Origin of the sequence: Vitiosangium sp. GDMCC 1.1324 (assembly GCF_003044305.1) — a bacterium.
Classification (GTDB): Bacteria; Myxococcota; Myxococcia; order Myxococcales; family Myxococcaceae; genus Archangium.
On sequence record NZ_PZOX01000001.1, the window covers coordinates 111,359 to 127,003 of the forward strand.

Below are 15,645 nucleotides of genomic sequence, written 5' to 3' on the forward strand. Positions count from 1 at the left end.
TGGGGCGCTCGCGCCCGGTGTAAAGGCAGACGGAGTGCTGTTCGTCACGAGGGGGAATCGTGAAATTCTTCAAGGATCTCGTCGTCGTGGTGTTGTTGTTGGGCTGTGTGTCCGGCTGCGGCAAGCCCGATCCCGGCGAAGGGCCCGCGGACTCCTGTCAGCAGAATCCCGGAGCCTGTGCCGATTCCGGTACGCCCGGAGGCGATGATGGGGGCACGCAGACAGGGCTCCCGCCGGAGCTCCGGGATGCCTCCCAATCCGCGTTCCAGTCCACCGTGGGCGAGCCCGTCACCTTCCGCGTGTCGGCGAGCGATCCCCAGGGCGGTGTCCTGGGCTTCTCCTGGTCGGTCAATGCCGGCCACCTCGGATCGCCGGAGAGTGACGCGGCCTCCAGCGCCGTCACCTGGACGTCGCCCACCTGCGCGCCCGCGGGCGTGCCGGTGCCCACCGTCACCGTCGTCGTGACCAATACCCGTGGGCGTTCCTTCTCCAAGGACTTCCAGATGACCATCCGCTGCACCCAGTGGTCCGCCACGGGCAGCATGGTCTCGGCGCGGAGTGGTCACTCCGTCACCCTGCTGCCCGATGGCAAGGTACTGGTGGCGGGTGGTCGCGTGGGGGGCGCTCCTCTGGATTCCTCGGAGCTGTACGATCCGGCCACCGGCTCCTGGAAGGAGAGTGGACGGATGGCCTCGGCCCGCCAGTTCCACACCGCCACCCTGCTGCCCAATGGCAAGGTCCTGGTGACGGGCGGTACGAGCAGCGGCGGCGTGCTCTCGCTGTCGGAGCTGTATGACCCGGCCTCCGGCTCCTGGAGCTCCGCGGGGGTCATGTCCGAGACCCGTACGCATCACTCCGCCATCCTGTTGTCCACCGGGGCCGTGCTGGTGATGGGCGGCTCCAATGCAACCAGCTCCTCGTCCACCGCGGAGCTGTACACCCCGTCGACCAACTCCTGGGCATCCACCGCGAGCATGTCCACGGCGCGCATGGACGCCTCCGTCACCGGGCTGCCCTCGGGCAAGGTGTTGGTGGCCGGAGGCTCGGGTCCCGACGGCCGTCTCTCCAGTGCGGAAGTGTTCGATCCCAGCACCCGCACCTGGGCGGCCACGGGCTCCATGTCCACGTCCCGCTCGGGTCATGCCGCCGTGCTGCTGATTGCCTCGGCGCGGGTCCTGGTGGCGGGCGGGACGGATGGCGCCGGGAAGGCCACCGCCAGCGTGGAAGTGTATGACCCGGGGAACGGCACCTGGTCGGCCACTGGTGTCATGTCCCAGGCCCGTGCGGGTTCCACCCTGACGCTGCTGCCCTCGGGCCGGGTGTTGGCGATGGGCGGCTCCAGTGGCACCGGCGCGCTGTCCAGCGCGGAGGTGTACGAGCCGGGGACCGGAATCTGGACGCCCACCGCCACCACCGCCGGGGCTCACTCGGGCCACGTGTCCGTCATGCTGCCCTCGGGCCGGGTGCTGGTGGCGGGCGGCCTCGGTGCTGATGGCAACGCCTCCGCCGGCGTGGAGGTGTTCGAGCCCATCGCGGGGACCTGGTCGCGCACCGGGAGCCTGGCCGCGGCCCGTCACAACCACACGACCACGCGGCTGCCCTCGGGAAAGGTGCTGGTGGCGGGTGGCTCCAATGGCTCGGGTGCGCTCGCCACGGTGGAGCTGTATGACCCCGCGGCCGGTACCTGGACGGCCACCGGGAGCCTGGCCGGGGTCCACCAGCGCCACACCGCCACCGTGTTGCCCTCGGGAAAGGTGCTGGTGGTGGGCGGCTACAACGGCAGTGGGGGCGTGGTCGCCACGGTGGAGCTGTATGACCCCGCGGCTGGCACCTGGACGGCAACCGGGAGCCTGGGCACGGCGCGCTATGCGCACACCGCTACAATGTTGCCCTCGGGCAAGGTGCTGGTGGCGGGCGGCTATGACAACAATGGCGGCGTGCTCTCCACGGCGGAGCTGTACGAGCCCGCGACCGGCTCCTGGTCGACGACCGGCGCCCTGTCCAAACCCCGTGGCGAGCAGGTCGCCGTGCTGCTGTCCTCGGGGAAGGTCCTGGTGGTGGGAGGCGCCAACGGCAGTGGCGTTCCGGTGGTCACGGCGGAGCTGTATGACCCCGCGGCCGGCACCTGGTCGGCCACCGGCAGCCTGAAGACCTCGCGCATCGCGCACTCGGCGATCGTGTTGCCCTCGGGCCGGGTGCTGGTGATGGGTGGGCAGGATTCGGGAGGCACCGTGCTCGCCTCGTCGGAGCTGTACGACCCCGCGGCCGGCACCTGGGCGACCACGGGCAGTATGAACCTGCGCCGGATGTCGCATCAGGCCGTTCTGTTGCCCTCGGGCAGGGTGCTGGTGATGGGGGGCTCCAGGGTGGTGAGCTCGAGCCAGGTGAACCTGGGCTCCGCGGAGTTGTACGACCCGGCGACGGGCAACTGGTGGAGCACCGGGGACATGGCCACGGCCCGTAGCACCCACACGGCCACGTTGTTGTCCTCGGGCCAGGTGCTGATGACGGGGGGCGGTGACTCCGACCTTCAGAGCGAGATCTACACCCCGTGAGGAGCAGGTGACGCAATCACCAGGGACGTCAAGGGGACGCCATCGAACGGGCGTCCCCGAACACGTGTGAACACCCGGGGTGGGTGGCTCACCCGCTGCAAACGCCCGGCGTCAGAGGGAAACGGGGCGGTAGGACAGAGGAATCGAACCTCCCAGGGACATGTCTCCATGCCCCCCACCGGTTTTGAAGACCGGGCCGGCCACCAGGTCCGGAGGTCCTACCACTCGCGATTACTGCCGGGCCGCTTGCCCCGCGTCAACGTCGCGCTTCAGTCCAGACCGCGCTGCCACAGGTCGTCCTCATCGAGCCCCATCAAGTGCCCTACTTCGTGCATCACCGTGATGCCGATCTGCTCGATGAGCTCCTCCCGCGTCTTCGCGAAGCGCTCCAGGTTCCTCTGGTACAGCACGATGGAGGCGGGGTAGGGGTCGAATCCCCCCAGGATGCTGTGGCGCTCGCCCACTGGCGAGCCCCGGAACACCCCCAGGATGCACGGCGACAGCGGCGGTGACTCCCCCAGCAGATCCTCGTCCTTGGGGATGTCCTCCACCGCGATGGTGACGTTGTCCAGGTACTCCTTCACGTGTCCGGGCAACGCCTTCACCGCGTCCTCGACGGCCTTGTCGAACGCCTCCTCGCCCAGCTCCACCGGTGGGGGAAACTCCTGGGGCGCCAGCGCTTGTGCCTTCACGAACCGCTTGCGCGCCTCCTTCCCCTCGCCCCGCCGCTCCGCGAGCAGCCCCAGGTAGTGGTGCGCCCACGGTTCGTCCGCCGCGTCCTTCAACACCTCCTCGAATGCCGTCTGGGCCTCTGGGAAACGGCACAGCTCGAACAGCGCGATGGCCCGCTCCAGCCGCGCATCCACCGATCTCGGCATGTGCCCCAGCGCCGCCTCCAGGCTCTCCATCGCCCGCGCACACTCGCCCACCTGATTGAGCCCGGTGCCCTCCAGCAGGAGGAACTCGAAGAGCAGCTCGACGTCGTCCGCCCGCTGGGCCAGCTTCCTTCCCCGGGCGCACAGGGTGAGGCCTTCCTCCACCGCCTCGCGATCGTCTCCCGCCCGGCCCACCAGGCACTCGGCCGCCCCGAGCAGCAGCTCCAGGTCGTCCGGGGCCATCTTCAGGGCTCGTGCGTAGGCCTCCAGGGCCTCCTCGATGCGCTCCAGTTCCGTGAGGGCCGCCGCCCGCCAGTGCAGGGCCTCCGGCAACCCGGGGGCCTCGGCCAGCAGCGTCTCCGCTCCGGCCAGGGCCTCCTGGAAGGCACCTTCCTCGAAAGCCGCCGCCACCTCGCCGAGTCGAACCTCCACGTCCGACGGCGCCGCCCGCTTCGACGTCCGCTTCCCCATGTGCGGCCACATACGAACCCCTTCCGCGCGTTGTCAACGTGCGTCACCGCTGTTACGTTCCGCGACCTCCGTCACCGCTCATAAGGGTCCGTGAACATTCTGGTCGTGGATGATGATGTCGAGCTGTGCACGCTGCTCTCTCGGTTCCTGGAGAAGCACGGGTACACCGTCTATTCCGCGGCCGATGCCTTGCAGGCGCTGGACATCCTCGAGCGTCACGAGGTGGGCCTGGTCATCAGCGACTACCGGATGCCCCACATGGACGGCATCCAGTTCACCGAGATGCTCAAGGCCGACCCGCGCCACCACGGCACCTCCGTCATCCTCATGACGGGCAACGCCGACGGCAACGTCCAGGACAAGGGCCTGCGCAAGGGCGTGGCCATGACGCTGGAGAAGCCCCTGGACTTCAATCAGCTTCTCAACCTCGTGCGCTTCGCCGAGTAGCCCGCCCGGCATCCGGGCCGTCCGTTCCCCCACACGCCCTCCGTTCCGTGTTGACAACCCGGGTCCGGCTCTTATTTTGGCGCTCGCCTGGGCCGAGTGCCAATCCCCGCGCTCCGGCCCGCGTAGCATATTCATCAATCTTTTCAGGAGGTTACGATGGCAGCGAAGGAGATCTTCTTCCACCAGTCGGCGCGCGAGGCCATTCTGCGCGGTGTGCGGATCCTCTCGGACGCGGTGGCGGTGACGCTGGGTCCCAAGGGCCGCAACGTGGTCATCGAGAAGTCGTTCGGTTCGCCCACGGTGACCAAGGACGGTGTGACGGTCGCCAAGGAGATCGATCTCGAGAACAAGTTCGAGAACATGGGCGCCCAGATGGTGAAGGAAGTGGCGTCCAAGACCTCGGACAAGGCGGGTGACGGCACCACCACCGCCACCGTGCTGGCCCGGGCCATCTATGAGGAGGGCCTGAAGCTGGTGGCCGCCGGCCACAGCCCGATGGATCTCAAGCGCGGCATCGACAAGGCCGTGGAGACGGTGGTGGCGGAGCTGAAGAAGCTGTCCAAGCCCACCTCCGACAAGAAGGCCATTGCCCAGGTGGGCACCATCTCCGCCAACGGCGACGAGACGATCGGCAACATCATCGCCGACGCCATGGAGAAGGTGGGCAAGGAGGGCGTCATCACGGTGGAGGAGGCCAAGGGCCTCGAGACGACGCTGGACGTGGTCGAGGGCATGCAGTTCGACCGTGGCTACGCGTCGCCGTACTTCGTCACCAACCGTGAGCGCATGGAGGCCGTCCTCGACGACCCCTACATCCTCATCACCGAGAAGAAGATCTCGGCGATGCAGGACCTCATCCCCCTGCTCGAGCAGGTGGCGCGCTCTGGCAAGCCGCTGCTGATCATCGCCGAGGACGTGGAGGGCGAAGCCCTGGCCACCCTGGTGGTGAACAAGATCCGCGGCGTGCTGAACGTGGCGGCGGTGAAGGCGCCGGGCTTCGGTGATCGCCGCAAGGAGATGCTGCAGGACATCGCCACGCTGACGGGTGGCATCGTGGTGAGCGAGGAGCTCGGCTACAAGTTCGAGACCCTCACCCTCAACGACCTGGGCCGCGCCAAGCGCATCACCATCGACAAGGACAACACCACCATCGTCGATGGCGCGGGCAAGAAGGACGCCATCGAGGGCCGCATCAAGCTCATCCGCTCGCAGATCGAGACGACCACCAGCGACTACGATCGCGAGAAGCTGCAGGAGCGGCTGGCGAAGCTGGTCGGCGGCGTGGCGGTCATCCACGTGGGTGCCGCGACCGAGACCGAGATGAAGGAGAAGAAGGCTCGCGTCGAGGACGCGCTGCACGCCACGCGCGCGGCCGTCGAGGAGGGCATCGTCCCGGGCGGCGGCGTGGCCTACCTGCGCACGCTGGCCGCGCTGGAGAAGCTGAAGCTGGGCGGTGAGCAGGACTTCGGTGTGGAGATCATCAAGAAGGCCCTGCAGGAGCCGCTGCGGAAGATCGCCTCCAACGCGGGCCTCGAGGGCCCCGTCATCATCAACAAGGTTCGCGAGGGCCAGGGGGCGTACGGCTTCAACGCCCGCACCGAGGTGTTCGAGGACCTGGAGAAGGCGGGCGTCATCGACCCGACGAAGGTGGAGCGCACCGCGCTGCAGAACGCGGCCTCGGTCGCCTCGCTGCTGCTGACCACCGAGGCCATGGTGGCCGAGCGCCCGAAGAAGAAGGCCAAGGCCGGTGCGGCCGGCGGCGGCGCCCCGGACTACGGCGGCGACGATCTGGAGTACTGAGCCTCCGCCCCATCGCGGGCTGATGGTCGCACGGCGGCCCCGGGTGTCTCCCTCTTGGAGGCGCTCGGGGCCGTGGTGTTTTCAGGGACGTGCGGAGGGCGGTTGCATCAGGAGGCGCGACAGCTCATGGCTGAGCTCGCGTGCCTGCAGCTCTCGCGGCAGGCATCCGGAAGCGCCGGCGCGCAGCGCCTCCAGCATCGTCTCCTGGGAGAGGTACTCGGCGAGCACGACGAACGGCGCCCCCTGGCCCAGCTTCCGCGCCAGCTCCAGCGCCTGGCGCCCATAGGCGGGGCCGAAGTCCCAGCTCACCACCACGGCCGCCGGTGGCTCCGCCGCGGGCTCCTCGGGAGCGGTGCTCAACACCCGTGCCTCCAGCCCCAGCGACGCGAGTGCCTCGGTGAGGTGCCTCGCCGAGGCGGGGCTGTCATCGAGCACGTCCACGCGGCGGCTACCGGGGCGCAGACCCCGCCGGACGGGGACGGCGCTGGTGAGGGCCTCGCGCAGCTTCGCGCGCACCTCGCGGATGTCGTCGAAGGGCTTGAGCAGGTAGTCGAGCAGCCCCAGTTCGAGCGCCTGTTGCGCGGTCACCAGCGAGGGGTAACCCGTCATGAGGATGACGCGCGAGCTGGGATCGAGCCGGCGCGCCTGTTGGGCCAGCTCCAGACCCGAGAGGCCCGGCAGGTTCTTGTCCGTGACGATGAGGTCCACCGGTTCCCGCTTCAGATGCGAGAGCGCCTCCTCGGCGTTGGCGGCCTCGAGCACCTCGCACTCCCGGCTCATCAGATCCTTGAAGACGCTGCGGATGATGTCTTCGTCATCCACGACCAGCAGGCGGCGGCGCGTCGTGGCCGGATCGGGGACAGAAGGGGTGGAGGCGCGTGCCGAGGGTACCGCCGGGAGGGGGCCCGGAGCGGGGAAGAGGATGCGGAAGACGGTGGTGGGCGGCGGTTGATCCGGCAGCAGCGAGGCCGGGACGAGCTCCAGCTTTGCGTGGTGCTCCTGAGCGATGCGCCTGCAGACCGCGAGCCCCAGTCCGGTGCCGCGCTTGCTGCCCGTCACATAGGGCTCGAAGAGACGGTGACGCACGGCCTCGGGGACGCCCGGGCCCCAGTCCGCCACATACATCACCGGGGATGTCCCCTCGCGTGCCAGCACCACCTTCACCCGGCCCGGCCCCGACACCGCGTCGCGTGCGTTGTTGAGCAGGTTGAGGGTGAGCTGCTCCAGCAGCCGTCCATTGCCCTGGAGGGTGAAGTCCTCGGGGGCTTCCACCTGGAGCGTGACGCGGGACGAGTCCGGGTTGAGACTGAAGGAGCGCGCCGCCGCCTGCACATGTGTCACCAGCGACACGGGTTGCTGGGGCGCGGGGCGCTCGCTGGCCAGCCGGGTGAAGTCGGAGATGATCTGCTCCATCCGCTCCACCTGGGCCAGCATCTGCCTCAGCGGGCCGCGCATGCCGATCTCCTCGGAGAGCAGCTGCGTATAGGCCTTCACGCCCAACAGTGGTTGGCGCAACTCGTGGAGTACCTCGGCGGCGAGCTGGGTGGTGCCCGCGCTGGTGCGTTGCAGCTCCGCGGCGGCAGCCTTCGCCGCCAGCAGATCACCCGCCTCCAGGGCCTGGAGCAGGTGCGCGAGCGGGACCGGGATGTCCATGGTTCATCAGCATGACCGAGCCACCGCCCCGGCCGCAACGCGAGGCGCCGGATTCCGTTGACCCGCGGGCCCCGTGACGCGGATGCTTCTGGCCGCTACGCGGTCCGCTCATACTGGCCGTACGTCCTCTGGAGAGCCCTCCATGCCTCAGACCAATCCGTTCCACTCGATGGTGCCCAGGAAGCTGACGGACTCGGAGCTGGCCCGTGCCATCCGGTTGGACATGGAGGCGGAGCTGGACGCCATCAACCTCTACGCCGCCCACATCGATGCCACGGACAATGAGGAGGCCAAGGCCATTCTCCGGCACGTCATGGATGAGGAGCGCGAGCACGCCGCGCTCTTCTGGGAGCTCATCGCCCGGTTGGATCCCTCCCAGGCCGAGCACATCAAGGTGATGTCGCAGAAGTTCCAACTGATCATCTCGGGTGCCTCGCACGAGGCCGTGGAGGCGGTGGGCGAAGGCGAGAGCGGCGCGTCCCCCGAGCTCGGCCTGGACAAGCGGCTCACGGTGGGCTCGCTGCGGCGCTGAGCCCGGCTCAGCTCCCGGTGGGCTGGCTGTGGCGCCCCGGGGGCGTGGCCTCCAGGTCCTTGGCCGCGACGTAGACGACGTTCCGGGTGCCCTTCTTGCCCCGGTACATGGCCCGGTCGGCCAGGTCCAGCAGCGTGGCCTTGTCCTGCGCGTGCTCGGGGAAGCTGGCCACGCCGATGCAGGTGGAGAGCGCCAGGGAGTGTCCCTCTCGCGCCAGGAAGCGGTGGTTCTCCACGGTACGGCGGATGCGCTCGGCCACCTTCAGCGCGCCACCCGAGTCCGTGCCTCGCAGCAGCACCACGTACTCATCCCCGCCGTAGCGTATCGCCACGTCGCGGTCTCGCACGCAGCCCTTGAGCACGCGTGCCGTCTCCACCAGCAGCTGAGAGCCCACCAGGTGCCCGTGGGTGTCATTGACGCTCTTGAAGTAGTCCAGATCCAGGAAGAGCAGGCTGAAGACACCGTGTGTCTGCTGGGCGCTCTTCACCTCCCTGTCCAGCACCAGGTGCAGGTAGCGGGTGTTGAAGAGGTGGGTGAGGTCGTCCAGGTAGGCCAGATCCTCCACCTCGGCGATGCGGCCCAGGTTGCGCAGGGCGAGCGCCAGGCAACGGGCGAGGAAGCTCGTGGCCTCGGCGATGCCCTCGGGCGGCGAGCCCGGGTAGAGGAGCAGGGCGTACCCGAGCAGATCCTCTCCATCCATCGCGGGGACGACGAGGGCCCGCGGACAGGCGCCCGGCAGCCCCTCCAGCACCCGCGCCTCCCGGGACCCCCCAAGGCGCGGCGCGAGGTAGGCGATGAGGGCGGCCTCCTGGGCGGAGCCGGCCAGCTCCTGAGAGCCCAGTAGCCGCGACCGGCCGCTGCCATCGGCCTGGAACAGCATCACCGCGCTGGCCGACGCCATGGCGAGGAAGGCAGCGCAGGCGGTCTCCGCCAGCCGGCTGCGATCGAGCGTGGTGGAGATGCGCTGTCCCGTTTCCAACAGGGAGACATATCGGCGCAGCGCGGCGTTCTCCTGCAGCAACTCGCGCGTGGCGAGCGCCCGGTTCACGGCGTGCTGGAGCACCTCTGGCGCCACCGGCTTGACGAGGTACTCGGCGGCCCCGCTCTTGATGGCGCGCACCGCCGGATCCACCTTGTCCAGGCCGGTGATGACCACCACCTCGATGCCCGGGTAGTGCTCCTTGGTGTGTTGCAGCACCTCCATGCCGTCCCCCTTGGGGAGGATGAGGTCCGTCACCACGACGTCGTAGCGGCCGAAGGCCAGCGCCTCCTTGACCTCCGCGATGGTGGCCACGGCGGTGACCTCGTGGCCCACGCCACGCAGGTAGTCCCCGTACAAGGTCCGGGCCATCTTTTCGTCGTCGACGAGGAGGAGGCGCGCCATCGCAATGGGCTTAGCACCAAGGCCCCGTCGCTGCTAGCCTGCCCCGGTGCCTCCCTACGAAAGCGGACGCCGGCTCTGTCTCCTGATGGAAGCGGGGGACACGCGCTTCTCCGTCGAGGCCACCTCCGTCATGGAGGTCGCCGCGCCAGGACCCGACGAGACCAGCCTGCGTGGCGTGCTGGAGGTGACGGATCTATCCGTGCTGCTCGGTGGCTCGCCGGAGCAGGGGCCGGGCATGGTCGTGGTGTTCGATGTCAGCCCCACACTCGCCGTGCGTGTCCGCTCGATTGTGGAGGTGGTGGACGTGGCCTCGGCTCCCCATTTCCTGTTGCCCTCGGGACTGGGAGACACACTGGCTGCGCTCAGCCGCAGTGCGGTGTTGCACAAGGACCGGCTCTACCTGGAGCTCAACCCCGAGGCGCTGCCTCACGAGCCGGGCACCGTGAGCCCTCCGCCCGAGCACCCCGTGCACTTCGCCGGGTCCCCGCCCGAACGCTCGCTCGTTTTCGAATCGCAGGGGCGGTTGTTCGGCCTGCCGCTGACCCTGATTTCCCAGGTGGTGATGCGGGGGCCCGCCTTCAGCGCCCTGCCGGGGAAGAGTGGGGCGGTGGCGGGCGTCATGCCCCATGGGCAGGCGCTCTGGCCCCTCTACTCGGCCCCGGCCCTGCTGGGGGGCGCCAGCGCCTGCGCGGAGTCCTTCCTGGTGCTCGCCGAGGTGGAGGGGCGGGGCCTGGGTCTGTGCGCCTCGCGCGTGCTGGGTGTCCATCCGCGCTTCGAGCCCGCCGGGGAGCCAGGGGAGTTCACCGCGCCCGGATTGCAGGCCCCCGTGCTCTTTCTGGACCTGCGGCGCATGTTTTCTTGAGCTGCCGCTTGTTTTCTTGAAGGCCCGGGTGTCGAACCGTAAGCTGCCCGGCTTGATAGTGGGACTCAGCGTCCCGATTTCTCACCGAATTCTAGGGGGTTGGATCCCCCGAGGCCTGAACCGATGCCCAAGAATCTGCTGGTCGCCGATGACTCGCTCACCATCCGCAAGGTGATCGGGATGATCTTCGCGACCGAGGACTTTCAGGTCACCGCGGTCGACAACGGGCTGGACGCCATCAACCGGTCGCGCGAGCTGCGGCCGGACGTGGTGCTCGCGGATGTGATGATGCCGGGCAAGAACGGCTACGAGGTCTGCGAGGCGCTCAAGAACGATCCGGCCACCCAGAACATCCCCGTGCTGTTGCTGGCTGGTACCTTCGAGGCCTTCGACGAGGCCCGTGCTCGTGCGGCCAGGGCGGACGACCACATCACCAAGCCCTTCGAGAGCCAGGTGCTCCTGGACAAGGTGAAGACGCTGGTGGGGCAGAAGTCCAACACCCTGCCTGCCTCCGCCGCCACGCAGGTGACGGTCGGGGCCGTTGCCGCTGCCCCCGCGCAGCCGCGTCCTCCCACCGCGGGTCCTGGCGTGCCGCGTCCTCCGGGACCTGGAGTCCCGCCGGGGCCGGGTGCACCGGGCATGGCGCGGCCGGGTGTTCCGCCGGGGCCGGGGGGTGTTCCTCCGCCGGGCATGGCTCGTCCGGGCGTTCCGCCGGGGCCGGGTGCACCGGGCATGGCGCGGCCGGGTGTTCCGCCGGGGCCGGGGGGTGTTCCTCCGCCGGGCATGGCGCGGCCGGGCGTTCCTCCGGGACCGGGCATGCCGCCGGGGCCGGGTGCTCCGGGTATGGCGCGTCCGGGTATCCCTCCAGGGCCGGGCGGTGTTCCTCCGCCGGGTATGGCGCGGCCGGGCATGCCAGGACCAGGGGGGCTGCCTCCGCCGGGGCCGGGGGGTGTTCCTCCGCCGGGTATGGCGCGGCCGGGCGTTCCTCCAGGGCCGGGCATGCCGCCGGGGCCGGGTGCTCCGGGTATGGCGCGTCCGGGTATCCCTCCAGGGCCGGGAGCAGCTCCGGCGCCGGGCGCGGCGGGTGGTCTGCCTCGTCCGCCAGGCGCCACACCTCTGCCCGGGTCGACGCCCGCGGTCTCCGCTCGCGGTAAGGATCCATTCGGCCTTGGTTCCTCCCCCGCGGTGCAGCCGGCTCCCATCGAGGAGCCGGGGGGCCTGGAGGATCTGTCACTCGACGAGCCTGTCGCGCCGACGCCAGTCCCCACCCCGGCGCCTGCAGCCGTGGTGGCCCGGCCCGCTCCCGCCGCCGATGGGGGCGAGGCGCAGCTGCGCGAGGCGCTGTCGAGGGCTTCGCGCGAGGTCATCGAGAAGATCGCCTGGGAGGTCGTTCCCCAGCTGGCCGAGACGATCATCCGCGAGGAGCTGGAGCGGTTGATCAAGGATCGCGAGACGAAACACTGAGCTCGAATCGTCGTCACTGGCTTCCACACCCGACCGGCCCCCGTCGGGCCGGTCCTTCCACCGGCCCGCGTGGGCCGGTTCTCTTTTTCCATGAGCGATACGACTGAACTTCCAAAGGCCTATGACCCCAAGGAGGTCGAGGCCCGTTGGTATGCATCCTGGACGGAGCGGAACTACTTCCGCGCCGAGCCCACCTCCGACAAGCCGGCCTTCAGCATCGTGCTGCCTCCGCCCAACGTGACGGGCAGCCTGCACCTGGGCCACGCGCTCACCGCCACCATCCAGGACATCCTCATCCGGTGGAAGCGCATGAGCGGCTTCAACACCCTGTGGGTGCCGGGCACGGACCACGCCGGCATCGCCACGCAGATGGTGGTGGAGCGCGAGCTCAAGGAGAAGGAGAAGAAGTCCCGCCATGACCTGGGCCGCGAGAAATTCCTCGAGCGCGTCTGGGAGTGGAAGCACAAGTACGGTCAGCGCATCAACGAGCAGCAGAAGGTGCTCGGCGCCAGCCTGGACTGGAGCCGCGAGCGCTTCACCATGGACCCTGGCGTTTCGGCCGCCGTGCGCGAGGTCTTCGTGCGGCTGTACGAGGAGGGCCTCATCTACCGGGCCCAGAAGCTCATCAACTGGTGCCCCTCGTGCCACACCGCGCTCAGCGACCTGGAGGTCGAGCACGAGGAGAAGCAGGGCTCGCTCTGGCACATCCAGTACCCGGTGAAGGGCAGCGACCGGAAGCTCACCGTCGCTACCACCCGTCCGGAGACGATGCTCGGCGACACCGCCGTGGCCATCCACCCCGAGGACGAGCGCTACAAGGGGCTCGCCGGTCAGACGGTGGTGTTGCCGCTCACCGGCCGGGAGATCCCCATCATTGCCGACGCGCAGCTGGTGGATCCGGCGTTTGGTACCGGCGTGGTGAAGGTGACGCCGGCCCATGACTTCAACGACTACCAGACGGGCCTGCGGCACCAGCTGCCCATGCTCAACGTGCTGGACGAGTCCGCGCGCATCAACAAGGAGGGCGGTGCGTACGCGGGCATGGACCGGTTCGCCGCGCGCAAGAAGATCCTCGAGGACCTCTCGGCGCAGGGCTTGCTGGAGAAGGAGGATCCGCACAAGCTGTCCGTCGGTGGCTGCCAGCGGTGCGCCACCGTGGTGGAGCCTCGCTTGTCTCCGCAGTGGTTCGTGAAGATCGAGCCACTCGCGAAGCCCGCCATCGAGGCGGTGGAGCAGGGCCGCACGAAGATCATCCCGGAATCGTGGACGAACACGTACTTCCACTGGATGCGCAACATCCACGACTGGACCATCAGCCGCCAGCTGTGGTGGGGCCACCAGATTCCGGCCTGGTACTGCGCGGACTGCAGCCCGCGCCTGGAAGCGACGGGGGGCATCGACTTCTCGCGCGCCGAGCCCATTGTCTCGCGCACGCCTCCGGAGAAGTGCCCCCGGTGCGGCGGCTCGCACCTCGAGCAGGACCCGGACGTGCTCGACACGTGGTTCTCCTCGGGCCTGTGGCCTTTCAGCACCCTGGGTTGGCCCGAGCAGATGCCCGAGCTGAAGACCTTCTACCCGAACTCCGTCATGGAGACGGGCCACGACATCCTCTTCTTCTGGGTCGCCCGGATGATGATGTTCGGCCTGCACTTCATGAAGGATGTGCCCTTCCGCACCGTGTACCTGCACGCGATGGTGCGTGACGAGAAGGGCGAGAAGATGTCCAAGACGAAGGGGAACGTGATCGATCCCCTCGACATCGTCCTGGGCGCTCCGGCCGAGCAGCTCAATAAGAACCTGCGCAACAAGTTCCCCCAGGGCATGCCCGCCCACGGTGCGGACGCGCTGCGCTTCACCCTGGCCTCACTCACCCAGCAGGGCCGTGACATCAAGCTCTCGCTGGACCGGGTGGCCGGCTACAAGGCCTTCGCCAACAAGCTGTGGAACGCCAGCCGCTTCGCCCTGATGAACATGGGCGACTTCAAGCTGGACGAGCGGCCCATCAAGGAGCGCGAGCTCACCCTGGCGGACCGGTGGATCCTCTCGCGGCTGCAGCGCGCCACGGTGGAGACCCGGAACGCGCTGGAGGCCTATAACTTCGGCGAGGCCGCCTCCACGCTCTACCAGTTCCTCTGGGCCGAGTTCTGCGACTGGTACATCGAGCTGGCCAAGAGCTCGCTCTACGGCGAGGACGCCAGGGCTCGGGACAACACCCGCGCGGTGCTCGTCTTCAGCCTGGACCGCATCCTGCGGTTGCTCCACCCGTTCATGCCGTTCATCACCGAGGAGATCTGGCAGAAGCTGCCCATGTCGCGGCCGGTCGAGTCCATCATGATCTCCTCGTACCCCGAACCGGATGCGTCACTCGAGGACGCCGCCGCCGAGGCGGAGATGGGACCGGTCATCGCGGCCATCGAGGGTCTGCGCAACATTCGAGGCGAGAGCAACCTGCCGCCCTCGGCCCGCATCACCGCGTACGTGCAGAGCCCGGACGCGCGCACGCGCGAGCTGCTCGAACGGTGGCGCAGCTACCTGGTGCCGTTGGCCGGACTGGGCGAGCTACGCATCTCGGCGCCGGGTCCCAAGCCGGCGCAGTCCGCGGCCTTCGTGGGTCCGCAGATGGAGGTCTTCGTTCCGCTCGCGGGTCTCATCGACGTGGATGCCGAGCGTGAGCGCCTGCACAAGGAGATCACCCGCTCCGAGCAGGAACTGGGCGGAATCAAGCGCAAGCTCGACAACCCCAACTTCGTCGCGAAGGCGCCGCCGGACGTGGTGGAGAAGGACCGCGCTCGCGTCGAGGAGCTGGCGGCGCGCATCTCCAAGCTGCAGGACAGCCTGACCCGGCTCGCTCCGGAGGCCGCTCCACCCGCTGACGCGCAGGCCCAGGAAGCCAAGGCAGACGCCGAGGGTGAAGTCGTCAAGGCCGAGCCGGGGGCTCCCGAGGGCCAGGTCGTTCTGGCCGAGGCGGGTCCCGTTGAAGGGGAAGTCGTCGAGGTCGAGGCAGGTCCCGTCGAGGCGGAGGTTGTCGAGATCAAGCAGGAGCAGGCTCGAGCGAAGCCCGAGCGCAAGGGTGACAGAGCCAAGGGGGCGGTGAAGAGCAAGGCCGCGCCCGAGGTCGACGCCACTCCTGCCAAGGCACCGGTGGTGAAGACGGCTCCGGCAAAGACGGCCGCTCCGGAGAAGAAGGCCGCGGTCAGGAAGGCGGCCCCCGCCAGCAAGAAGGCACCGGCGAAGAAGGCCGCGGTCAAGAAGACTGCTCCCGCCCGCAAGGCACCGGCGAAGGCGAAGAAGGCCGCGGCCAGGAAGGTAGCCCCCGCAAAGGCGCCCGCCAGGAAGGCCGCACAGGCGAAGAAGGCCGCGACCAAGAAGACTCCGGCGAAGAAGGCCGCTTCCGTCAGCAAGGCCTCGGTGAAGAAGGCCGCGGCCAAGAAGACTCCAGCGAAGAAGGTGGCGGTGAAGAAGGCCGTGGCGAAGGCCAAAGTGCCTGGCCGAGCCCCAGCCAAGGCGAAGGTGAAGCCGGCGGCTCGCAAGGTCTCCGTCCGGAAGAAGTCGGCGGCTTCCCGTGTAGCCAAGGCCCGACGCTGACCCATCGGAGACGCGAC

The 15,645-nt window shown here is 68.9% G+C and carries 10 protein-coding genes and 1 tRNA gene; 7 read left to right on the forward strand and 4 right to left on the reverse strand.

From position 1 onward, the window contains the following. The first annotated feature begins 59 nt into the window (after nt 1–59). On the forward strand, nt 60–2,555 hold the full coding sequence (locus DAT35_RS00385; protein WP_108064867.1) for a kelch repeat-containing protein: 2,496 nt from the start codon (nt 60–62) through the stop codon (nt 2,553–2,555). 127 nt (nt 2,556–2,682) lie between these two features. Here the strand turns inward: DAT35_RS00385 and DAT35_RS58730 are convergent. Next, nucleotides 2,683–2,778 (reverse strand) — tRNA-Sec (locus DAT35_RS58730). 46 nt (nt 2,779–2,824) lie between these two features. Then, a complete protein-coding gene (locus DAT35_RS00390) occupies nt 2,825–3,901 on the reverse strand; it encodes a metallopeptidase family protein (protein WP_108065588.1) in 1,077 nt (358 codons plus the stop codon). Nucleotides 3,902–3,991: 90 nt separating this feature from the next. On the opposite strand from DAT35_RS00390, the gene DAT35_RS00395 reads away from it, so the two are divergent. Both DAT35_RS00395 and groL read left to right on the forward strand, forming a co-directional pair. Then, nucleotides 3,992–4,348 (forward strand): response regulator, encoded by a 357-nt coding sequence (locus DAT35_RS00395; RefSeq protein ID WP_108064868.1) that lies wholly within the window; start codon nt 3,992–3,994, stop codon nt 4,346–4,348. Nucleotides 4,349–4,504: 156 nt separating this feature from the next. Further along, nucleotides 4,505–6,148, forward strand: a complete 1,644-nt coding sequence (groL, locus tag DAT35_RS00400; RefSeq protein ID WP_108064869.1) for a chaperonin GroEL — start codon at nt 4,505–4,507, stop codon at nt 6,146–6,148. Nucleotides 6,149–6,229: 81 nt separating this feature from the next. Here groL and sinK read toward each other — a convergent pair whose 3' ends face one another. Continuing rightward, a complete protein-coding gene (gene sinK, locus DAT35_RS00405; protein WP_108064870.1) occupies nt 6,230–7,801 on the reverse strand; it encodes a hybrid histidine protein kinase/response regulator SinK in 1,572 nt (523 codons plus the stop codon). Between the two features lie 142 nt (nt 7,802–7,943). Between sinK and DAT35_RS00410 the strand changes: the two genes are divergently transcribed. After that, nucleotides 7,944–8,333 carry a demethoxyubiquinone hydroxylase family protein gene (locus DAT35_RS00410; RefSeq protein WP_108064871.1) on the forward strand — a complete coding sequence of 130 codons (390 nt, stop codon included), beginning with the start codon at nt 7,944–7,946 and terminating at the stop codon, nt 8,331–8,333. A gap of 7 nt (nt 8,334–8,340) precedes the next feature. On the opposite strand, the gene DAT35_RS00415 is transcribed toward DAT35_RS00410, so the two are convergent. Then, a complete protein-coding gene (locus DAT35_RS00415) occupies nt 8,341–9,717 on the reverse strand; it encodes a diguanylate cyclase (RefSeq protein ID WP_108064872.1) in 1,377 nt (458 codons plus the stop codon). A gap of 46 nt (nt 9,718–9,763) precedes the next feature. Here DAT35_RS00415 and DAT35_RS00420 point away from each other — a divergent pair, with 46 nt between their 5' ends. From DAT35_RS00420 to DAT35_RS00430, 3 genes are all read left to right on the forward strand, one after another. Next, nucleotides 9,764–10,579, forward strand: a complete 816-nt coding sequence (locus DAT35_RS00420; RefSeq protein ID WP_108064873.1) for a chemotaxis protein CheW — start codon at nt 9,764–9,766, stop codon at nt 10,577–10,579. Between the two features lie 123 nt (nt 10,580–10,702). Next, nucleotides 10,703–12,043: a PleD family two-component system response regulator gene (locus DAT35_RS00425; RefSeq protein WP_108064874.1), complete on the forward strand. Its 1,341-nt coding sequence runs from the start codon at nt 10,703–10,705 to the stop codon at nt 12,041–12,043. Between the two features lie 90 nt (nt 12,044–12,133). Beyond that, entirely contained in the window at nt 12,134–15,628 is a 3,495-nt protein-coding gene (locus DAT35_RS00430) for a valine--tRNA ligase (protein ID WP_108064875.1), read from the forward strand. Nucleotides 15,629–15,645: the final 17 nt, after the last annotated feature.